15 protein-coding genes are annotated in these 22283 nt (G+C 69.7%); 9 read left to right on the plus strand and 6 right to left on the minus strand.

Annotation, left to right across the window (positions count from 1 at the left end; genetic code table 11):
* Positions 1–18: 18 nt before the first annotated feature.
* A complete protein-coding gene (locus CHB84_RS10475; RefSeq protein WP_089301356.1) occupies positions 19–687 on the minus strand; it encodes a potassium channel family protein in 669 nt (222 codons plus the stop codon).
* Positions 687–1367: a potassium channel family protein gene (locus CHB84_RS10480; protein WP_089301436.1), complete on the minus strand. Its 681-nt coding sequence runs from the start codon at positions 1365–1367 to the stop codon at positions 687–689. The genes CHB84_RS10475 and CHB84_RS10480 overlap by 1 nt, the downstream gene beginning before the upstream one ends.
* Before the next feature lie 191 nt (positions 1368–1558).
* Here CHB84_RS10480 and CHB84_RS10485 point away from each other — a divergent pair, with 191 nt between their 5' ends.
* The 4 genes from CHB84_RS10485 (at position 1559) to CHB84_RS10500 (ending at position 6749) form a co-directional block, all read left to right on the plus strand.
* The gene (locus tag CHB84_RS10485) at positions 1559–2764 is read left to right on the plus strand and encodes a class I SAM-dependent RNA methyltransferase (RefSeq protein WP_089301357.1); all 1206 of its coding nucleotides are present in this window, start codon (positions 1559–1561) and stop codon (positions 2762–2764) included.
* A gap of 158 nt (positions 2765–2922) precedes the next feature.
* Complete coding sequence (gene dxs / locus CHB84_RS10490; RefSeq protein ID WP_089301358.1) at positions 2923–4890, plus strand: 1-deoxy-D-xylulose-5-phosphate synthase; 1968 nt, start codon at positions 2923–2925, stop codon at positions 4888–4890.
* 1 nt (position 4891) lies between these two features.
* Positions 4892–5581, plus strand: coding sequence for a response regulator transcription factor (locus CHB84_RS10495; protein WP_176439899.1), 690 nt, complete (start codon positions 4892–4894; stop codon positions 5579–5581).
* 55 nt (positions 5582–5636) lie between these two features.
* A complete protein-coding gene (locus CHB84_RS10500) occupies positions 5637–6749 on the plus strand; it encodes a sensor histidine kinase (protein WP_245818666.1) in 1113 nt (370 codons plus the stop codon).
* 30 nt (positions 6750–6779) lie between these two features.
* Here CHB84_RS10500 and CHB84_RS10505 read toward each other — a convergent pair whose 3' ends face one another.
* Complete coding sequence (locus tag CHB84_RS10505; RefSeq protein WP_245818667.1) at positions 6780–8729, minus strand: VanW family protein; 1950 nt, start codon at positions 8727–8729, stop codon at positions 6780–6782.
* A 367-nt stretch (positions 8730–9096) separates the two neighbouring features.
* Between CHB84_RS10505 and CHB84_RS10510 the strand changes: the two genes are divergently transcribed.
* Positions 9097–10026, plus strand: coding sequence for a universal stress protein (locus CHB84_RS10510; RefSeq protein WP_089301360.1), 930 nt, complete (start codon positions 9097–9099; stop codon positions 10024–10026).
* Positions 10027–10093: 67 nt separating this feature from the next.
* Here CHB84_RS10510 and CHB84_RS10515 read toward each other — a convergent pair whose 3' ends face one another.
* Positions 10094–11545: a glutamate synthase subunit beta gene (locus CHB84_RS10515; RefSeq protein WP_089301361.1), complete on the minus strand. Its 1452-nt coding sequence runs from the start codon at positions 11543–11545 to the stop codon at positions 10094–10096.
* On the minus strand, positions 11538–16118 hold the full coding sequence (gene gltB, locus CHB84_RS10520; protein WP_089301362.1) for a glutamate synthase large subunit: 4581 nt from the start codon (positions 16116–16118) through the stop codon (positions 11538–11540). Before gltB ends, CHB84_RS10515 begins: the two co-directional genes overlap by 8 nt.
* A 686-nt stretch (positions 16119–16804) precedes the next feature.
* On the opposite strand from gltB, the gene CHB84_RS10525 reads away from it, so the two are divergent.
* The 3 genes from CHB84_RS10525 (at position 16805) to CHB84_RS10535 (ending at position 20392) form a co-directional block, all read left to right on the plus strand.
* Positions 16805–18352, plus strand: coding sequence for a flavin-containing monooxygenase (locus CHB84_RS10525; protein WP_089301363.1), 1548 nt, complete (start codon positions 16805–16807; stop codon positions 18350–18352).
* 55 nt (positions 18353–18407) lie between these two features.
* On the plus strand, positions 18408–19301 hold the full coding sequence (locus CHB84_RS10530) for a metal-dependent hydrolase (RefSeq protein ID WP_089301364.1): 894 nt from the start codon (positions 18408–18410) through the stop codon (positions 19299–19301).
* 80 nt (positions 19302–19381) lie between these two features.
* Positions 19382–20392 carry a PDR/VanB family oxidoreductase gene (locus CHB84_RS10535; protein WP_245818668.1) on the plus strand — a complete coding sequence of 337 codons (1011 nt, stop codon included), beginning with the start codon at positions 19382–19384 and terminating at the stop codon, positions 20390–20392.
* A gap of 57 nt (positions 20393–20449) precedes the next feature.
* Here the strand turns inward: CHB84_RS10535 and CHB84_RS10540 are convergent, their stop codons facing one another.
* Complete coding sequence (locus CHB84_RS10540; RefSeq protein WP_089301365.1) at positions 20450–21085, minus strand: TetR/AcrR family transcriptional regulator; 636 nt, start codon at positions 21083–21085, stop codon at positions 20450–20452.
* An 89-nt stretch (positions 21086–21174) separates the two neighbouring features.
* Here CHB84_RS10540 and CHB84_RS10545 point away from each other — a divergent pair, with 89 nt between their 5' ends.
* On the plus strand, positions 21175–22194 hold the full coding sequence (locus CHB84_RS10545; RefSeq protein WP_089301366.1) for an oxygenase MpaB family protein: 1020 nt from the start codon (positions 21175–21177) through the stop codon (positions 22192–22194).
* Positions 22195–22283 lie beyond the last annotated feature (89 nt).

The raw sequence follows: 22283 nt of genomic DNA on the forward strand, positions 1-22283 counted from the left end.
GTCGTCGCGGGGCAGGCGCTACTTGCCGTCGGGGTTCTTGACCATCTGCCGGATGGTGTCCTCGGCCTCGTCGTTGGCCAGGAAGAGCAGTTCGTCGCCGTGGCTGAGGGTCTCGTCGCCGCGAGGTGTGATCACGGTGTCGCCGCGCAGCACGGCCACGAGGGCGGTGTTGGACGGTAGCGGGAGATCGCCTGCCGAACGGCCGGCGAGGGCGCTTCCCGGCGGCAGGGTGATCTCGACGAGGTTGGCCTGACCGCGGCGGAACGTCATCAGCCGCACGAGGTCCTCGACGCCGACGGCCTCCTCCACCATGGCCGCGAGCATGCGCGGGGTGGACACCGCGACGTCGACGCCCCAGCTGTCGTCGAACAGCCACTCGTTGTCCGGGTCGTTGACCCTGGCCACCACGCGGCGGACGGAGAACTCGGTCTTGGCGAGCAGCGAGATGACCAGGTTGACCTTGTCGTCGCCGGTCGCAGCGATGACCACGTCGCAGCCGAGCAGGCCGGACTCCTCCAGCGTGGCGACCTCGCAGGCGTCGCCGAGTACCCAGTCGGCCTCCTCCACGCTCTCCGGGGCGAAGTTCTTCGGGCTCCGTTCCAGCAGCATGACATGGTGGCCGACCTCCACGAGCTCCTTGCCGATCGACCGCCCGACGGCACCTGCCCCGGCGATGACCACATACATCAGCGCACCTCCCCGCGCGAGCCTGCGTCCGGCCCCTGCTCGATGACCTTCGAGACCGTGTGCGAGCGCTCGGAAACCGTGACGACGTATACCGAGTCGCCTTCGAGTAGCCGCTCGTCGTGGTCGGGCAGCACCGGCGCGGTGGAGCGGTGCAGGAACGCCACCCGGGCGCCGCTGGCCTCCTGCAGCCTGCCGACCGTGTGGCCCGCCCACGAGTCGTGCGGCCACACCTGCAGCAAGGACACCTGGCCGGACGGGTCGCGCCAGGCGGGCGCCGCGCCGTCCGCGAGGAGCGTGTGCAGGAAACGATCCGTCGTCCAGGGCACGGTCGCCACCGTCGGTATGCCCAGCCGTTCGTACACGGCTGCTCGTTTCTGGTCGTAGATACGGGCCACCACGTGCGGCACGTGGAACGTCTCGCGGGCCACCCGCGCCGAGATGATGTTGGAGTTGTCCCCGCTGGAGACGGCCGCGAACGCCCCGGCCTTGTCGATGCCTGCCTCGCGCAGCGTCTCCTTGCTGAAACCGTTGCCGAGGACCTGGTCGCCGTGAAAGTCCGTGCTCAGCCTGCGGAACGCATCGAGGTCCCTGTCGATGACGGAGACGCTGTGCTCGAGCCGTTCGAGAGCGTTCGCCAGCGACGCGCCGACCCGTCCGCATCCCATGATGACCACGTGCACGCCGATGCCTCCTGTCGTGGTGGTGCCGCTCACGTTCAGGCTACTGTTCGGTCCCGGTGCCCCGCGTGCCGGATACGGTGCGGCTGGTGCGGGTATCGGCCCTCCCGCAACAGCACAGTTGCCTGCCGTGCACGCTACGGGTGTCGCTACGAGTATGGGGCCCGGTCGGACGGCGGAGAGAGAGTGAACGGTTGAGCGGCGACTGGACGGGGCAGCGCCTCGAGCTCGAGGTGGACGCCGTGGCGCACGGCGGCCACTGCGTGGGGCGCTTCGAGGGGCGGGTCGTGTTCGTACGGCACGCGCTTCCGGGCGAGCTGGTGATCGCGGAGGTCACCGAGGACCGCGGCGGGTCGTTCTGCCGTGCCGAGGCGGTCGAGGTCGTGCGCGCGGCACAGGGGCGCGTGCAGCCGCCGTGCCCGCTGGCTGTCCCCGCCGGGTGCGGCGGGTGTGACTGGCAGCATGCGGACGCGCCGACGCAACGGCGTCTCAAGGCCGACGTGGTGCGCGAGCAGCTCGGCAGGCTCGCCGGGATCGACCGCGACGTCGAAGTCGAGGCGCTGCCGGGCGGGACACTCGGGTGGCGCAGCAGGCTCCGGCTCGTGGCGGGCTCCGACGGCAGGCTCGGTTTCCGTGCACACCGCAGCCACCGCGTGGTGCCGGTCGAGGAGCACGGATGCCGGATCGCCGTGCCCGGCTCCGTGGACGAGGTGCTCGGACAGCGCTGGCGACCGGGCACCGAGGTCGCGGTGACCAGGGACTCCACGGGCGAGACACACATCAGCGCGTACGAGGGAGCCGGCGAGCGTGCGCGGGCGCGGCAGGTACGCGGGGGCACCGCGCACGAGCGTGCCGCCGGGCGGGAGTGGCGCGTCGACGCGCACGGGTTCTGGCAGGTCCACCCCCATGCCGCCGAGGCGCTCGCCACTGTGGTCGGGGAGTGGGCCGGGGCACCGGCGGGAGCGCACACCTGGGACCTCTACGCCGGTGTCGGCCTGTTCGCCGCGGTACTCGCCGAGCAGGTCGGCCCGTCGGGCAGTGTGCTCGCGGTGGAGAGCGCACGCGGCGCGGTTGAGGCCGGGCGGCGCAACCTGGCCGACCTGCCGCAGGTGCGCTGGAGGCGCGGCGCCGTACACCGGGTCATCGCCGCGCACCCCGCACGCGCGCCCGAGGTGGTCGTACTCGACCCGCCGCGCAAGGGCGCGGGCAGCCGCGTGGTGCGGTCGATCGCCTGCGCCGGGGCACGTCGTGTGGTCTACGTCTCCTGCGATCCCGCCGCGCTGGCCCGCGACCTCGCCACGTTCGCCGATGCCGGCTACCACCTGTGTGAGCTCCGCGCGTTCGACGCGTTCCCCATGACGCATCACGTGGAGTGTGTCGCGCTGCTGACGACCCGGTAGGCCGCGATGGACAGGGACGGCAGCACTTCCCACTAGACTGGGGGATGTTCGTTGTTCGGGTGGGTTGAACACGGCTCGCGCTCGGTCGTGCATGACCCGACTTCTGAGACAAGCCTTCCGGGGCGGGGCGAGATCGGTGAACGAAGCGAGGTGGAGCCGTGGCGTTGCTGAGTACGGTGCAAGGGCCGGACGACGTGAAGCGGATGAACCAGCACGAGCTGGTGGCGCTGGCGGCCGAGATCCGCGCGTTTCTCGTGGAGAAGGTACGTAAGACAGGCGGTCACCTCGGACCCAACCTCGGAGTGGTCGAACTGACGTTGGCGTTGCACCGGGTGTTCGACTCCCCGCGCGATGCCGTCGTCTTCGACGTGGGGCACCAGAGCTACGTGCACAAGCTCGTAACGGGCAGGCAGGACGGGTTCGACGGCCTCAGGCAGCGGGGCGGCGTCGCGGGGTACCCGGCACGCGACGAGAGCGAGCACGACCTCGTCGAGAACAGCCACGCGTCGACCGCGCTGTCCTACGCGGACGGGCTGTCGAAGGCGTTCGAGCTCACCGGCGGCGGGCGTAGCGTCGTCGCCGTGGTCGGGGACGGGGCGTTGACCGGCGGCATGTGCTGGGAAGCGCTGAACAACATCGCCGCGTCCAACCGGCCGCTGGTGATCGTCGTCAACGACAACGGGCGCTCGTACCTGCCGACCATCGGAGGCATCGCCGAGCGGCTGGCCGCACTGCGGCTGCGGCCCGGCTACGAGACCCTCCTGGAGAGCGGCAAGGAGCTGTTGCAGCGCACGCCGGTGGTGGGTAGGCCGCTGTACGCGTTCGCGCACGCGGCCAAGGCCGGTCTGAAGGACGCACTGAGCCCGCAGGCGCTGTTCTCCGACCTGGGGTTGAAGTACATCGGCCCGGTGGACGGCCACGACCTCGCTGCGATGGAAGCGGCAATGGCCAAGGCCAAGGCGTTCGGGGGGCCGGTCGTCGTGCACGCGGTCACGCAGAAGGGCTACGGGTACCCGCCGGCGGTGAACGACGAGACCGACCAGATGCATCAGACGGATGCGATCGACCCGAACACCGGCGCGCCCCCCGCCAAGGGCACGAGCTGGACATCGGTGTTCGGTGACGCGCTCGTCGAGGTCGCCGACGAGCGTCCGGACGTCGTGGGTATCACCGCGGCCATGCTGCACTCGACCGGGTTGCACAAGATGTCCGCCCGGTACCCGGAGCGTGTCTTCGACGTGGGAATCGCCGAACAACATGCGGTGACCTCCGCGAGCGGCCTCGCCATGGGAGGTATGCACCCGGTCGTGGCGGTCTACTCCACGTTCCTCAACCGGGCGTTCGACCAGATGCTGCTCGATGTCGGGCTGCACCACCAGCCGGTGACGTTCGTGCTGGACAGGGCGGGGATCACCGGCCCGGACGGGCCGAGCCACCACGGGATGTGGGACCTGTCGTTGCTGGGCACCGTGCCCGGAATGGCCGTCGCGGCGCCGCGTGACGCGGCAACCCTGCGCGAGGAGCTGCGCGAGGCGGTCGCCGTGTCGGACGGACCGACCGCGCTGCGCTACTGCAAGGGCAGCGTTTCCGCCGAGGTGCCTGCGGCCCGCCGCGCCGGTACGGCCGACGTGCTGCGCGAGCCCGAGGGCGCAGGAGCCGGCGACGTGTTGCTTGTGACGGTCGGGGCGTTCGCCGAGCTGGGTCTCGCGGCGGCGGACAAGCTCTCCGCGCAGGGCATCGGGGTGACGGTCGTGGACCCGCGATGGATCCTGCCGGTCTCCGGCGATGTCGTGGACCTTGCCCGCGCGCATCGCCTCGTCGTGACCGTCGAGGACAGCGGCAGGCACGGTGGGTTCGGCTCCGCGCTGGCCGGCGCGCTGCGGGATGCGGAATGCGATGTGCCGGTACGCGACCTCGGGATACCGCAGGAGTACCACGAGCACGCGTCGCGGTCCGAACTGTTGGCGTCGTTCGGCCTCACCGCCCAGCACGTCGCGCGCAGGGTCACCGAATGGGTGGTCGACCGGTTCGGCTCGCGGGAGACTGCGGTCGATGCCGAGCTCGACAGCTCATCTCCCTCTCAGGACAGCTCACCTCCCTCTCAGGAAGGTATGGCACGCTGGTGACGTGCGAGTTCTGGTAGTCGAAGACGAGGAGCCACTGGCGGAGGCCGTGGCTCGGGGACTGCGTCGCGAAGGGATGGCTGTCGACGTCGCGTTCAACGGCGATGACGCGCACGAGAAGGCGACGATCACTCGCTACGACGTCGTGGTGCTTGATCGTGATCTGCCTGGTATGTCCGGTGACTCACTGTGTGAGGAGATCGCCGGCTCAGGCGAGCTGACCAGGATCCTGATGCTCACGGCGAGTGGAACGGTCGAGGACCGCGTGGACGGGCTGTCCCTCGGGGCGGATGACTACCTGGCGAAACCGTTCGCCTTCGCCGAGCTGATCGCCAGGGTGCGGGCGCTGGCTCGCCGGTCGACCCCGGCGACGCCTCCCGTGCTGCAGGCGGGGGACGTGCGCCTCGACCCGGCGAGGCGCACCGTCGTACGCGACAGCGGCCCCATCGAGCTGACTCGCAAGGAGTTCGGCGTCCTCGAGGTGCTGCTTTCGGCGGCGGGATCGGTTGTCAGCAGCGAGGAACTACTCGAACGCGTCTGGGATGAGCATGCCGACCCGTTCACGACCACGGTTCGCGTGACGGTGATGACGCTGCGGAAGAAGCTGGGTGAGCCCGGCATCATCGAGACCGTCGTGGGATCCGGGTACCGCGTTCCGGAAGCCGACCAGGACGTTACTGTCACAGGGAACTGACTCATCCGGCGCCGACGTGGGACGCACAGTGACCAGAGGGCGCACGCTCCTTCCCGTGCGAGGGCTACGGGCTCGTATCACCGTGCTGTCGGTGCTGCTGGCGGCCGCGATCAGCGCCGTGCTGCTGGTGCTCGCGTGGCGGCTGGTGAGCGAGTCGGTCGCCGCGGTCCCGCAGATGCCGCCGGGCACGATCGTGCGCGTCGACGGGGTCGATGTCGAGGCCGCGGCGCTGGCCGAGTATTTGCGTGACCAGGCGCGATCCCGGGTGCTGCTGGTCGGTGCCGCCGCGTTCTCGTGCGTGGTACTCGCGGCGGGGATCCTCGCCTGGGCGCTGACGGCGCATGTGTTGCGGCCGCTGCGCGAGATCGCGAGCACGGCGCAACGGTTGTCCGCGGAGTCGATGAACGAACGTATCGGGCCTGTTCGGCCCCGCGACGAGCTGGCCGAGCTGGCCGAGACGATCGACCAGATGCTGGACCGGCTCGAGGAGACGTTCGACGCGCAGCGCCGGTTCGTCGCCAACGCCAGTCACGAGCTCCGCACGCCGCTGACGGTGATGCGTACGGAGCTGGATGTGACGCTGGCGGATGAGAACGCCGACAACGCCGAGCTACGCAGGATGGCTGAGGTGGTGCGCTCGGCGAGCCAGCGTGCCGAACAGCTTGTCGGGGCATTGCTGCTGCTGGCCCGGACGGACGGCGCGGAGCTGGCTGTGCGCGAACCGGTCGACCTGGCCGCGGTGGCGCGCACCGCGTGGGACGCCGTACGGGACGAGGGCGAGAATCGTGGGCTGCGTGTCGACTTCGACACGCCTGCCGCTCCGGCCGTGGGGGACCCGGCGTTGCTCGAGCGTGTGGCAGGCAACCTGATGGAGAACGCGGTCCGGCACAACGTTGCCGGTGGATGGATATCGGTGCGGACCACGGCCGAGTCGAGGATGTCGTCGTTGACGGTGCGCTCGTCCGGGCCGCTGATCGACCCCCAGGCGGTATCGGAGCTGTTCGAGCCGTTCCGGCGTGGGGGAGTGGCACGCACCGGCCGGGGCAGCTCCGGGCTGGGCCTGTCGATCGTGCGGGCCGCCGTCGATGCTCACCACGGCAGTGTGGTGGCCGAGCCCGTCGTCGGCGGCGGGCTGTCGGTGACCGTGCAGCTGCCGAGTACCCCGTGACGGGCGTGTCGGCCGGCCCCTGAGGAACTGTCAGTCGCTTCCGTCGCCACCGCCGGCACCGTCACCGCCACCGGCACCGGCCTCACCGTCTTCGCCGTCGTCGGCGTTCCCGCCGCCGTCACCGTCGTCACCGTCACCGCCGTCGGCGCTGTCGCCGTCGTCACTGTCACCGTCGTCACTGTCGCCGTCGCCACCGTTGCCGCCATCGGAGTCGTCATCCGGCTCGCGAGTGGGTGTCGGCGAGGGCTCCGGTGGCGGCGCGCAGCGCACGGTGGGCTGCGGGTTGTAGACGACCGTGCGTTCCTCCCGGTCCACCTCATTGCCGTCGAGATCACGGATGATGCGGGTGTCCGTGGCGGTGAATCCCCGTGAGCCGTTGCTCGGGCTGCACTCCTCGCCGTGCGGGATCGTGCGGACCGTCGGGCTGGTGAAGTTCGTTTTCGGGCCGGTAACCGACTCCACCTCGTAGTGCTCGGTGCCCCAGATGCGGACCGTGATCTCTTGCGGTGTCCACTCCGTCTCGATCGCGACGCCAGTCGGGTGCTCGTTGCGGAACTCGAGGTCGATCACGCTGGTGCCGTCGGGATTCTGGTACACAGTGGCTTCCCTGGCGACGGGGTACCTGCTGATGTAGTAGCTGTGCTCGGTGTGCTCCACGTCGGTCATGGCGGCGAAGTAGGCCGCGTTGTACAGGGTCGTGGCGAACTGGGAGATACCGCCGCCGACGGCCCTGGACGGCTGACCTTGCTCGATGATCCCGGCCGAGACGTAACCCTCGTCGGTGCCGCGCGGCCCGGTGAACTCGTTGAGGCTGAACGACTCACCCGGTGGGATGATCACGCCGTTCACCTCCTCGGCGACGGTGCGGATGTTGACGCCCGAGTCCGGGGCGAAACCGCCCGTGGAGAACTCGCCGACGACTTCCTCGATGCCGAGCTCGGCGGCCTCACTGGTGGTCACCTCGGCCGGTTCGTCCCGGTAGACGACCTCGACCTCGCGCCCGTCGGTGGGCAGTGTGGCGAGCAGGGCGTCCGCGGTTTCCGGCCAGTCGATGCGCTGCCCGTCGACGGAGGGTTCGACGGTAGGCGTGTCGTCGTCGAAGCTCATGGTCGCGTTCCGGCTCTCCTGTTCCGTCTCGGCGAGCTCGGTACCGGTCACGCTGTCGAGGTCCTCCGCCGCGACGTCGGCGGCGAGACCTCCGTCACCGTCCGGCTCGAACGACAGCAGGAGCGCGATCTCGGCGGGCTCCAGGGTGACGGCGTGGCCGTCACCCACCAGGTCCACGGCCCCGGCCACGGCCGGCCGCGCGACCTCGGTCAGGGCCGTGCGCACGCCTTCGGCCGTGGCCAGCGTCGGCTGCTCGTCGACAGGCAGCGCGATGACCTCGCCGTGCACCCACTCGTCGAACACGGTCCGCACGGCCGCGTCGAGGTCCAGCTCCTGCCCGGAGACGGGGAGTACTGCCTTCGGCTTGGCACCGTCGAACTCGATGTCGCCCTCGACACGCTCGCGCTCGACCTCGTCGCGCAGCGTGGCCAGCACGTCGGCGAGTGCCGAGTCGTCGCCGGTCACCACGGGATCGACGTCTCGCCGCGTGAACAGGGAGGTCAACCAGGCTGCGGGGGAGGACGGCCGCGCGGCGGCCTCGTCGACCGTGGCCTCCCAGTCGCCGGTGACGCCGACCCGCTCGGCGTCGATCGTCAGGTCCGAGCCGCCTGCCCGCACGCGGGCCGGATCCTCGAGATTCGGCTGGAGTCGCTCGCGTAACGTCTCGGCAGCGGCCTCCTTGCCGAGCCCGCCCACATCGACCCCTGCGACGGACACGGCAGGCCGTAGCTGCTGGGATGAGGTGAACACGTCCAGGAGGTACACGGCGCCGAGAATCCACACGGCACCTGCGATCACCGGCAACACCCTGGCGCGCCACCGGACCGGGGGCTGCCGCGAGTCCGCGGTCGCGTCGTCGGGCTCGCCCAGCATCCGTACGAGTCCTCCCTCCCAGCGCGAGGCACACCAACACTCGTCCCCCGCGGTCACGGCACGGTGCTCACGCGCCACACGATGTCGAGAGCCGTCGATACAGCCTAGTGCACCCCGATTCCGGACGTATCACGTGTCCGCGGCCGCGCGCTCCGGTGCGGCCGGAGATCTCCCGTCGACTGCACGACGACTCGACGTGGCCGCACCGGAGCACGAGGCGTGCCCAGGGGTCGGGCCGAGCGGAGCGCGCCGCCGTTGCGGGCCGGTGAGCAGGCGAAACGGTACGTCCGTGCCGTTTTGCGGTCCATGGTGGCTCTGGAAGAATCCCTCCCGAGCAGCAGCTCGTCGCGATCGCTGGAGGCGGCCGGTGGACAGGTCCGAGTACGGCCCCGAGCACGCCCGCCCGGGACCGGTCGTGGTGGGCGTGGACGGCTCCGAGGCGGCAGGGCGTGCGGTGCGCTGGGCCGCGCACGAGGCGCGCAGCCATCACGCGCCCTTGCACATCGTGCACGCCATCGGCGTTCCGGACTTCTTTCCCGGAGGGGCGATCTCGCCGTCCACCGAGCTGTTCCACCTCCTCGAACGCGACGGCGATGCGGTACTCGCCGAGGCACGTGAGCTGGCCGCGAGTACCGCGCCGGAGGTGCCCATCCAGGCCGAGTCGTTGACGGACTCGCCGGTGGTGACGCTGATCGACCAGTCGACGCACGCCCGGTGTGTCGTACTCGGCGAGTCCGGAAGGGGAGCGTTCACCGGAGCGCTGCTCGGCTCGACGACGATCGCTCTCGCGGCGCACGCGCACTGCCCGGTGGTCACGGTGCGTGGCCCGGCGGAACGCTCGCCGACCGGCGTCGTCGTTGTCGGGGTCGACGGCAGCGACCTCAGCGATGACGCTCTCGGTTGCGCGTTCGAGCAGGCCGCATTCCGGGAGGCCAGGCTCGTGGCCGTGCACGCGTGGAACGACTCCGATCCGGAGGAGCTGTTCAGCGAGTCACGTGTGACGTTCGAATGGGAGCCGCTCGCCGAAGCGGAACACCGGGTGCTCGCCGAACGGCTGGCGGGATGGTCCGAACGTTACCCGGACGTGCCCGTCGAACGGGACCTGGTGCGCGCGAAGCCTCGACAGCGCCTGCTCGAGTGGAGCGCCGCCGCCGACCTCATCGTCGTGGGGTGCCGCGGACGGGGCGGGTTCCGGGGCATGTTGCTCGGTTCGACGAGCCAGGCACTCGTGCACCACGCGGAGTGCCCCGTGATGGTCGTGCGCCGGCACTGCGCGACGGCCCCGCAGGCTCCGTGACTTCCGGGTGGGAGCGGCCTACCGGCGACGCTGACGGTAGGCCGCAGCTTTCGTGTACGTGACCGCGTCAGGAGATGGGGCGGTCGGTCGGCTTGACGGGAGCGGGCAGCACGTCCCTTCCGGTGAGGTAGGCGTCCACGCCCGCGGCTGCCGCGCGCCCTTCCGCGATCGCCCAGACGATGAGCGACTGGCCGCGTCCCATGTCGCCCGCGCTGAACACGCCCTCGACGCTGGTCTGGTAGTCGTTCCCGCGTGCGACGTTGCCACGCTCGTCGAGATCCACCTCGAGGTCGGACAGCAGCGCGCCCTTCTCCGGACCCACGAAGCCCATCGCGAGGGTGACCAGCTGTGCGGGCAGTTCGCGTTCGGTTCCCTCGACGGGGACGAACCCGCCGCCGGAACGCTCGACCTCCACGATCTTGAGGGCACGCAGCTTGCCGTCCTCGTCACCCAGGAACTCCTGCGTGTTCACCGAGAAGACGCGCTCGCCACCCTCTGCGTGCGCCGACGAGGTCCGGTAGACCATCGGGTAGGTCGGCCACGGCTGGGTCTCCGGACGTGACTCCGGAGGCTCCGGCATGATCTCGAGCTGGGTGACCGAGCGTGCCCCCTGACGGTGGGCTGTACCGAGGCAGTCCGCGCCGGTGTCACCACCGCCGATGATGATCACGTCCTTGCCGTTGGCGTCGATGGGCGATGCGTCCAGCTCGCCGCTGGCCACCCGGTTGGCGGGCGGAAGGTACTCCATCGCCTGGTAGACACCCTCCAGCTCGCGGCCGGGAACGGGCAGGTCGCGCCACGCGGTCGCGCCGCCGGTCAGCACGACGGAGTCGTAGTCGGCACGCAGCTGCTCGGCTGTGACGTCGACGCCGACATCGACCCCGGTACGGAACTCGGTGCCCTCCGCGCGCATCTGCTCGATCCGGCGATCCAGCCGCCACTTCTCCATCTTGAACGCGGGGATGCCGTACCGGAGGAGCCCTCCGGCAGCGTCGGCGCGCTCGTAGACAACGACATCGTGACCGGCCCGGGTGAGCTGCTGCGCGGCGGCGAGCCCCGCGGGGCCCGAACCGACCACAGCGACCTTCTTGCCGGTCTTGGTGACCGGCGGCTGCGGCTTGACCCAGCCTTCCTGCCAGGCCTTGTCGATGATGGAGATCTCGACCTGCTTGATCGTCACCGGGTCGTCGTTGATGGCGAGCACGCAGGCGGCCTCGCACGGTGCGGGGCACAACGTCCCCGTGAACTCCGGGAAGTTGTTCGTCGCGTGCAGGCGCTCGATCGCATCGGCCCAGTCCTGCCGCCAGACCAGCGTGTTCCAGTCCGGGATGAGGTTGCCCAGCGGGCAGCCCTCGTGACAGAACGGGATGCCGCAGTCCATGCAGCGCCCGGCCTGCTCCTGGAGCTTGTTGTTGCCGAACTCGTCGTAGACCTCTCGCCAGTCCATCAACCGCAGGTCGACGGGACGCGGCTTGGCGGCCTCGCGCCGGGTGGTGAGAAAGCCCTTCGGGTCAGCCATGTGCGGCCTCCATCACTGCCTCGTCGATACTGCGGCCTTCGCGGACCGCGGCTTCGCGTGCCTGCAGGACACGCTTGAAGTCCTTGGGCATTACCTTGCCGAACCGCTCGACGGCGGCGTCCCAGTCGGTGAGCAGCGACCGTGCCACCTCCGAGGACGTCTCGGCGTAGTGGCGCTCGACAGCGCCCTTGAGGAACTCGAGGTCCTCCTCGTCCAACGGGTCGAGGTCGACCATCTCGGTGTTGACCCGGTGGTGCGGCAGGTCGAGCACGTACGCGATGCCACCGGACATCCCGGCGGCGAAGTTGCGGCCGATCCCGCCGAGAACGACGACCCTGCCGCCGGTCATGTACTCGCACCCGTGGTCGCCGACGTGCTCCACGACGGCGGTCGCGCCCGAGTTGCGCACGCAGAACCGCTCGCCGACCTTGCCACGCAGGTAGATCTCGCCGCCCGTGGCGCCGTAACCGATGACGTTGCCGGCGACGAGGTTGTGCTCGGCTGCGAACGGCGCGTCCGGATGCGGTCGCACGACGATGCGGCCCCCGGACAGGCCCTTGCCGACGTAGTCGTTGGCATCCCCGACCAGCCGCAGGGTGATGCCCCGTGGGATGAAGGCACCGAAGGACTGGCCCGCCGTACCGGTGAAGGTGACGTCGATCGTGTCGTCGGGCAGACCCTCGCCGCCCCAGCGCTTGGTGAGCTCGGAGCCGAGCATCGTGCCGACGGTGCGATTGACGTTACGCACCGGCAGGTCGAGCCGCACCCTGTCGCCGGAGGACAGCGCGCCTTCCGCCAGCTGGATCAGCGTGTTGTCCAGTGCCTTGTCCAGGCCGTGGTCCTGCTCGACCACCTGGTGGCGGGCCGCACGCGGCTCCAGCTCGGGCACGTGCAGGATCGGCGAGAGATCCAGTCCCTCGGCCTTCCAGTGCTCGATCGCCTTGCGGGTGTCGATCATCTCGGCGTGCCCGATCGCCTCGTCCAGCGAGCGGAACCCGAGTGCCGCCAGGTACTCGCGAACCTCCTGCGCGATGAACTGGAAGAAGTTCACGATGTAGTCCGCCTTGCCGGAGAACTTCTCCCGAAGGGTCGGGTTCTGCGTGGCGACCCCGACCGGGCAGGTGTCGAGGTGGCAGACGCGCATCATGATGCAGCCGGACACGATCAGCGGGGCCGTCGCGAAACCGAACTCCTCGGCGCCGAGCAGGGCGGCGATCATGACGTCGCGACCCGTCTTCAGCTGGCCGTCGGTCTGCACCACGATGCGGTCACGCAGCCGGTTGGCCAGCAGGGTCTGCTGTGTCTCGGCCAGCCCCAGCTCCCACGGCGCGCCCGCGTGCTTGATCGACGACAGGGGAGAGGCACCGGTGCCGCCGTCGTGACCGGAGATGAGCACCACGTCGGCGTGCGCCTTGGAGACACCGGCCGCGACGGTTCCGACCCCGACCTCGGAGACCAGCTTGACGTGGATCCTCGCGTCCGGGTTGGAGTTCTTCAGATCGTGGATCAGCTGCGCGAGATCCTCGATCGAGTAGATGTCGTGGTGCGGCGGGGGCGAGATCAGGCCGACGCCCGCCGTGGAGTGCCGGGTCTTGGCGATCCACGGGTAGACCTTGGTGCCGGGCAGCTGGCCACCCTCGCCCGGCTTGGCGCCCTGGGCCATCTTGATCTGGATGTCGTCGGAGTTGACCAGGTACTCGCTCGTCACCCCGAACCGGCCGCTGGCGACCTGCTTGATGGCCGAACGGCGCTCCGGGTCGTAGAGCCGGTCGGCGTCCTCGCCGCCCTCGCCGGTGTTGGACTTGCCGCCGAGGCGGTTCATGGCGATCGCCAGGGTCTCGTGCATCTCCTGGGAGATCGAGCCGTAGGAGATCGCGCCGGTGGAGAACCGTTTGACGATCTCCGAGACCGGCTCCACCTCCTCGATCGGAACCGGCTCGCGCTCGCCCTCCCGGAAGGAGAACAGGCCGCGCAGCGTCATCAGCTCCTCGGCCTGGTCGTCCACGCCGCGGGTGTACTCGCGGAAGATGTCGTACTGGCCGGACCGTGTGGAGTGCTGGAGCTTGAACACGGTGTGCGGGTTGAACAGGTGCGGCTCACCTTCGCGACGCCACTGGTAGTCACCGCCGAACTCGAGCTCGCGGTGGTGCGGGCGCACACCGTCGGCCGGGAAGGCCGTGCGGTGCCGCTGGGCGACCTCCTCGGCGATGACGTCGAAGTCCACACCGCCGATCCGCGAGGTGGTCCCTGTGAAGCAGGAGTCGACGACCTCGGAGCCGAGGCCGATCGCCTCGAAGATCTGCGCGCCGGTGTAGGAGGCGACCGTGGACACGCCCATCTTGGACATGGTCTTGCGGACACCCTTGCCGAGGCCCTTGATGAGGTTGCGGGTGGCCTGCTTGGCATCGGTGCCCTCGATCAGGCCGCGCTCGGCCATCTCCTCGACGGTGGCCATGGCCATGTACGGGTTGACCGCAGCGGCGCCGTAACCGATCAGCAGGGCGATGTGGTGCACCTCCCGGGCGTCGCCCGACTCGACGACGAGCCCGACCTGGGTGCGGGTCTTCTCCCGTACGAGGTGGTGGTGCACCGCGCCGGTCAGCAGCAGTGACGGGATCGGGGCGTGGTCGGCGTCCGCACCGCGGTCGGACAGCACGATCAGGCGCGCGCCGTCCGCGATCGCTTCGCTGACCTCACCCCGGATCTCCTCGAGCCGCTTGACCAGCGCTTCGCCGCCGCCGTGCACGTGGTAGCGACCGTCGATGGTCGCCGACTGGAACTCCGGCAGGTCCCCGTCGTCGTTGACGTGCACGAGCTTGGCCAGCTCGTCGTTGTCCAGCACGGGGAACGGCAGCACGATCCGCCTGCAGGACTGCGGACCCGCCTCGAGCAGGTTGGGCTCGGTGCCCAGCTGGGCCTCGAGCGAGGTCACCATCTCCTCCCGGATCGCGTCCAATGGCGGGTTGGTGACCTGGGCGAACAGCTGGGTGAAGTAGTCGAACATCTGACGCGACCGGCCCGAGAACGGGGCCAGCGGGGAGTCGTTGCCCATCGACCCGATCGGCTCGGCCCCGGAACGGGCAACGGGCTCGAGCAGTACCGACAGCTCCTCCTCGGTGTAGCCGAAGGTCTGCTGGCGGCGGACAAGCGAGCCGTGCGTCGGCACCTCGCGCTCGCGCTCCGGCAGCTCGTCGATCCGTACCCGACCAGCCTCGATCCACTCGGAGTAGGGGTGTTCGGCGACGAGCTCGCCCTTGATCTCCTCGTCGTCGATGATCCGCCCCTCGGCGGTGTCGACGAGGAACATCCTGCCGGGCTCGAGCCTGCCCTTCTGCACGATGCTCGACGGTTCGAGGTCGAGGACGCCGACCTCGGAGGCCAGGACAACGAGGCCGTCCTCGGTGACCCAGTAGCGCGCAGGGCGCAGCCCGTTGCGGTCGAGGACGGCGCCGATCTGGGTGCCGTCGGTGAACGAGACCAGGGCAGGCCCGTCCCACGGCTCCATCAGCGTGGAGTGGAACTCGTAGAAGGCCCGGCGGTCCGGGTCCATCTCGTCGTGGTTCTCCCACGCCTCGGGGATCATCATCAGCACCGCGTGCGGCAGGCTCCTGCCGCCGAGGTGCAGCAGCTCGAGCACCTCGTCGAAGGTGGCCGAGTCGCTGGCATCCGGTGTGATGATCGGGTAGATGCGCTCCAGGTCACCGGGAATGAGCTCGGAGCGAAGCATCGACTCGCGCGCGTTCATCCAGTTCTTGTTGCCGCGCAGAGTGTTGATCTCGCCGTTGTGCGCGACGAACCGGTACGGGTGCGCCAGCGGCCAGGACGGGAACGTGTTGGTGGAGAACCGGGAGTGCACGAGACCGATCGCGCTGGTGACCCGCTCGTCTGCGAGGTCGAGGAAGAACCTGTCCAGCTGCGGCTCGGTCAGCATGCCCTTGTAGACGATGGTGCGCGCGGACAAGCTGGGGAAGTACACGTCGGTGGCGTGCTCGGCGCGCTTGCGCACGCAGTACGCCATCCGCTCGAGCGCCAACCCGGTGGCGGTCTCGGCGCCGGACTCCTTCGGGGCCAGGAACACCTGAGCGAAGTAGGGCATGACGCCTGCGGCGGTCGGCCCGACATGGTCGGTGTCGACCGGCACGTCACGCCACCCGATCACCCGCATGTGCTCCTCGGCGGCGACCCGCTCGATGGTGGACTTGGCCTTGTCCCGCTCCCGCTCCGCACTCGGCAGGAAGGCTGTACCGACCGCGTATCCACCTGCCTCGGGAAGGTCGAAGTCGACGACCGCGCGGAAGAACGCATCGGGGATCTGGATCAGCAGCCCGGCACCGTCACCGGTCTCGGCCTCGGCACCGCGGGCGCCACGGTGTTCCAGGTTGCGCAGCGCTGTCAGTGCCTTGCGCACAACGGAGTTGTCGCGGCGACCGGCGAGGTCGGCGACGAAGGCGACGCCGCAGGCGTCGTGCTCGTACTGCTTGTCGTACAGGCCCCCGACAGAGGGCAGCGTCGAGGATTGCGCTGCGCTCAGTGAGCTTGCGTTGTGGCGGGTCACGTCTAGCCGCCCTCCCATGGTGTCGGTGCGTCCAGGCAGCGCTATCGCGCCCGCCCCACGTGGTGGGCGGGCGCTGCCTCTGCCGGGAATCGCGGTGGTCTGCTCTTCAGACGCGAGATGCCCAGATCTCGCCGGTCGGTCGGTGAGGCCCGCGGGACGATTGCCCACGTTGCCCGGGCCGACCCTGTGCGGGCGAGTGGCCGCACCTCGCTGTGCAGCCGCATGCGCACGTCGTCGTGCGGATGGCGCTGGACCCGGCCCCGGATTGGCGCAGGCCAGGCTGCGCGCCTCAAGTGCGTATCGCAGTGCCCGGGGTCGCCGGGTCCTCCTACTTTAATGTGAACAGTGGATTATTGGCATACCCGAGCGGCCATTGCGTGGGAAATACCACGTCAGGTTGACCATTCGCTGGACACACCGCCGTCATCGTACCCCAGTGGGACGGTACTCATTTCGAGGTATCGAGTGCGTATCGCCCGTTCGTGGACATTCACCCCGCGGGCGGACTACCGCCCGATCGCCCGCCCGGTCGCGGTGACTTCGCAGGCGACGATCACCTGACGTGTGGATCCGGGTCGCTGCTTGACACGGACCCTCCGCTCGCTCATCCTACTCAAAGGTAACTGTTACTGATGGTAACGTCAGGACGGTTTCGGCAGCACACCGGACGGCGGGTGCATCCCAGCATGGCGTGGAGGAAGAGCATGGCGCAGCGTGCCCAGGCCAAGGTCGTGATCGTGGGGACGGGTTTCGGTGGCCTCGGCCAAGCGATCCAGCTCACCCGAGCGGGAATCACGGACTTCATCATCCTGGAGAAGGCGCACGAGGTCGGCGGCACCTGGAGGGACAACTCGTATCCCGGCTGCGCGTGCGATATCCAGTCGCACATGTACTCGTTCTCCTACGAGCAGAACCCGGAGTGGTCCCGGGCGTTCTCCGGGCAGCCGGAGATCTTCGAGTACCTCCGCGGCGTCGCCGCCAAGCACGGCCTCTACGAGAAGATCCACTTCGGCGTCGAGATGGCGGGAGCCCGCTGGGACGAGGACGAGGGTCGCTGGTACGCGTACTCCACGACCGGCGACGAGTACGTCGGGCAGTTCCTCGTCTCCGGCGTCGGGGGACTGCACATCCCGCAGATCCCGGAGCTTCCCGGCATCGAGCGGTTCCGCGGCCCGACGTTCCACTCCGCGCGGTGGGATCACGACGTCGACCTCGAAGGCAAGAGGGTCGCCGTGGTGGGCACGGGTGCCAGTGCGATCCAGTTCGTCCCGCGGATCGCACCGGAGGTCGCCGGGCTGGCCGTCTTCCAGCGCACCCCACCGTGGATCATGCCCAAGCCTGATCACGCGATGCCGGAATGGACGAGGTCGCTGTTCCGGTCCGTCCCGGCGGTGCAGCGGGCCTATCGCTACCTGCTGTACTGGATGCTCGAGGTACGCGCGGTCGGATTCAACGGGCACCCGGCGCTGATGAAGGCCGGGGAGCTGCTCGCGAAGCGCCACATCCGCAAACACGTCGGCGATCCGCAGCTGCGCGCCAAGCTCACTCCCGACTACACGATGGGGTGCAAGCGGGTGTTGATCTCCAATGACTACTATCCCGCTCTGACAAGGGACAACGTCGACGTGGTGACCGAGGGCGTGCGCGAGGTCCGCGAGCACAGTGTGGTGGACACCGCAGGCGTCGAGCACCCGGCCGACGTGCTGATCTACGGGACCGGCTTCCACGTCACCGATGCGTTCGACTACCTGGACATCACCGGAGCCGAGGGGCGCAACCTCGCCAAGGTGTGGCAGGAGGAAGGCATGCAGACGCACAACGGCATCACCGTCGCGGGCTTCCCGAACCTGTTCTTCCTCCTCGGCCCGAACACGGCACTGGGGCACAACTCGGTCGTGTTCATGATCGAGCAGCAGGCCAAGTACGTGGTCGACGCGGTGCGGCTGGCCGACGCGCACGATGCGGCTGCGCTGGACGTGCGCAAGGATGTCCAGGAGCGGTTCCAGAACGACATCCAGCGGAAGCTGAGCAACGGGGTGTGGACCACCGGCGGCTGCACCAGCTGGTACCTGGACTCGCAGGGCGTGAACCGTACGATCTGGCCCGGTTTCACCTGGCGGTACTGGCTGAAGACGCGCAAGGTGGATCCCAGCGAGTACCAGGTGATCGGGCGAGGTGGCAGCGTGGGCCCAGCGGCAGCATCGGCGGCAGGATCGACGGCGGGATCGGTGAGGGCCACGAACGGCCGGTGACACGCACGGTATCCGTACCGGGATGCCGACGGCGGGATGCCGACGGGAGGCGAGTATGGCTGCGGACAACGAGGTCGAGCCCGGCGAGGAGCAGCTCGTGCTGCATCCCAGGGCGGTGCGTTTCGACTGGTCGAACCTGCCGCTGCACTGGGTGCCAGGCGATCCCCAGACCACGCACACCATCAATGTCCTGCACCTGCTGCTCCCGGAAGGGGAGCGGTGGTTCGTCAGGGTGTTCAAGCAAGCCCTCCCGCTGATCGCCGATGAGCGCCTCCGCACCGATGTCCTGGGGTTCATCGGGCAGGAAGCCTTGCACGCCGAGGCACACAGCGGGGTGGCCGACCACCTCGCCGCGCACGGGCTCGATGCGAGCCCGTTCACCCGGCAGGTCGAATGGATGTTCCGGCGCCTGCTCGGTGACCGCGACCTGCACGGCAAGGCGGCCGAGGAGTGGCTGGTCGAGCGCCTGGCGATCATCGCGGCGATCGAGCACTTCACCGCGTTCCTCGGGCAGTGGATACTCGACGCCTCCGGCCTGGACGCCGCGGGCGCCGATCCCACGATGCTCGACCTGCTCCGCTGGCACGGCGCCGAGGAGGTCGAGCATCGTAGCGTGGCCTACGACCTCTTTTGCCACCTCGATGGCCGGTACACCCGCCGGACACGCGCCATGTCGATCGTGGCACCGGTGATGCTGTGGCTGTTCGTGCGCGGTACGCGCTTCCTGATGTGCAACGACCCGCAGCTGGGTGGCCGGGACAAGGCGCGGCTGCGGCAGCTGCGGGCAGCTTCCGCACGGGGCACGCTGCCCACCCTGCGCGGGATGCTCGGCGAGGTGCGCCCGTACTTCACCCGCTCGTTCCACCCCTCGCAGTACGGCTCGACGGAGCGCGCGATCGCGTACCTGGCGAGCTCGCCTGCCGCGCAGGCGGCCGAGGCGCAGCAGTGACCCTCACCGGCGGACCGATGGCTACCGGAGTTCCGAAGTACCCGAGTGACCTGCGGGGACGGCCGAGGCGCGATCGCCTGATGTCCTCGCTCGAGGCGGTCGTGTCCGTGTACCAGCGGATCAGCGCGTACAGCGGGAGGCGCCGCAGGCCGGTGACCCCCGTCTCGCGGGACCGTGAGCTGGTCGTGGACCGGATGCGTACCGAGGCCGAAGACGTGGTGAGCCTGCGCCTGACGGCACCGGACGGCGCCACGCTGCCCGCCTGGCGGCCCGGCGCACACCTGGATGTGGTGCTGCCCTCCGGGTGCGTGCGGCAGTACTCCCTGTGCGGCGACACGGCCGACACGCGGGCGTACCGGATCGCCGTGCGTCGCCTGCCGGGCGGTACCGGGTCCGGGGAGGTGCACGAGGAGTTGCGGCCCGGCTCCCGGGTCACCGTGCGGGGGCCGCGTAACGCGTTCCCCCTGGCGCCCGCGCGTTCCTACCTGTTCGTCGCGGGCGGTATCGGGATCACCCCGATCCTGCCGATGGTGCGTGCCGCGGCAGCGCGGGGAGCCGACTGGCAGCTCGTCTACACCGGCCGCACCACCGCCTCGATGCCGTTCATCGACGAGCTGACCCGGATCGATCCTCGGCGGGTGTGGATCAGGCCGGACACCGAGTACGGCATCCCGGCATCCGGAGCGGAGCTGCTGGAGCGCGCGCCGGAGGGTGCCGCGGCCTACTGCTGCGGCCCTACGCCGATGATCACGAGCCTGCGCGTGGACCGTCCTGCCAGCCGGGTCCGTTCGCTGCATTTCGAGCGGTTCGGCCCGCCGCCCATTTCCGACGGCGCGCCGTTCGAGATCGAGCTCGCCCGCAGCGGCCGGGTCCTGCCGGTGCCCGCAGACCACAGCGCCCTGGACGTGGTGCGGGAGGCCGTGCCGGACGTGGCGTACTCCTGCCGCCAGGGGCACTGCGGGACCTGCGCCGTCGGCCTGATCTCCGGCACGGTCGAGCACCGCGACAGGGTGCTGCCGGAGCCCGAGCGGGAGAACACCATGATGATCTGCGTCTCCCGCGCGACCGGGCGGGTCGTCGTGGACCTGTGAGCCCGCCGGGGAGGACGCGCGGTGCGTTGATCACCGACGCCGCCGGTGGGCCCGGTGTCAACGCTCCGGGGCGGTCGGGTAGCGGGATGCCGCGTTCAGGACGAGGCGCACGCAGTGCTCGACGAGGTGGTCGCGGGCCACGTCGAGGGATCCTGCGAGATACGCGATGAACAGGTTCGCCAGCGCGCCCACGAGACCGAGCGCGGTCATCTTGCGTTCGGCGGGATCGGTTCCGGAGGGCAGGTGCTCGCGGACGAGGTCGGCGAAGGTCGGCAGGAGCTCGTTACCGCGCTTGCCGAGCACGGGATCGGTCTGCGGCGCCAGCAGGAGGACGGTTCCCTTGCGCGGGTCATCCAGGATCAGCTCGACGAAGGCCGAGACCGCGGCGCGAGCCCGCGCGTCCACGTCGGGCCGCGCGCCGTGCACCGCGTCGACGAGTGCGTGGTGCGCCTGCCGCGCGACGTGTTCGTACACCGCGACCAGCAGTGCGTCCCTGTCGGTGAAGTTCTCGTAGAAGTAACGCTCGGTCAGGCGAGCCGTGCGGCACACCGCGCGTACGGACACCGCGCCCGTGCCGTCCGTGCCGAGCAGCTCGAGGCCGGCGTCGAGCAGTTGCTGCCTGCGGGCGGCACGGCGGTCGGCGAGCGTGGTGCCTGCCCATGTCCGTTGCGCGGCGTCGCCGGCCGTTGGCATGTGAGGTCTCCTCTCTTGACCGCGTGCGGTGCCGATCCTAACCTGACAACGACCGTAGTCAGTTTCTGTGTAGTAGGGATGAGGTCACGATGGCGCAGCACGACGCCCCCGCCGGTGCACACGGGCGCGAGGACGGGGGTGCGCAACGCGCAGCACCCGAGCCACTCGGTCCCGAGTCGCTGACCTGGCGCTACTTCGGCGACTGGCGCGGCATCCTGCTCGCGCTGTGGGCGGGCTCGATGCAGAACATGCATCCGCAGCTCGGCGCGGGCGTCGAGGAGCACTCGCAGTTCTTCACCGAACGGTTCGCGCGGTTGTTCCGCTCGCTGTATCCGATCTACGGCGTGGTCTACGACGGCGATCGGGCCGCGACCACCGCCCGGGAGGTCCGCGGTTATCACACGGAGGTGAGCGGCGTCGATCGGCACGGCCGGCAGTACCATGCGCTCACCCCGGAGACGTACTACTGGGCACACGCCACCTTTTTCATGGGCATGATCGTGTTCCAGGACCGGCTGGGGGAGGGGCTGTCGGAGGAGGCCAAGCGCACGCTGTACGAGGAGAGCGTGCGGTGGTACGGGCTGTACGGCATGAGCATGCGTCCCGTGCCTGCCGACTGGGACGAGTTCCGGCGCTACTGGGAGCACATGTGCACGAGCGTGCTCGAGGTCAACAACGCCACCCGCGACGTGCTGGACCTCGGTGAGCTGAGCAGGCCGCCCGCGTTGTGGTGGTTGCCCGAACGGTTGTGGCGGGTGCTGCGCCTGCCGGTGGCACGCGGGTTCACCTGGCTCACGGTGGGCCTGTACCACCCCGCGGTGCGTGAGCGGCTGGGTTACCGGTGGGGTCGCGGTGACGAGGTGGCTTTCCGGATTGTCGGCGCGGTGACCAGCGCCTGCTGGAAGCTGGTCCCGTTCGAGTGGCGGTACCACCCGCGCGCGAGGGCGGCGTGGCGACGGGCACGGCGCGCACAGACGGGTACCGGGACGGTGGAGACTCCTTACCGCAACCTGCCGCCCCGTGCCGAGCGGGACAGCCCGAAGCACTACTCCCCGCCTGTGGAGCCTGCCTCACGCGGGCCGTCGCGGCTCGTCCGGCGCCTTTTGTAACGTGTTTCACGTTGTGTGGGGGTGCGTCTCGGCCCACGACGGGCGATGATGGCCCGTATCCGCCGGAGACGTCACGTGAGCGAGGTGCG

It is taken from the genome of Haloechinothrix alba (genome assembly GCF_900188115.1).
GTDB lineage: Bacteria > Actinomycetota > Actinomycetes > Mycobacteriales > Pseudonocardiaceae > Haloechinothrix > Haloechinothrix alba.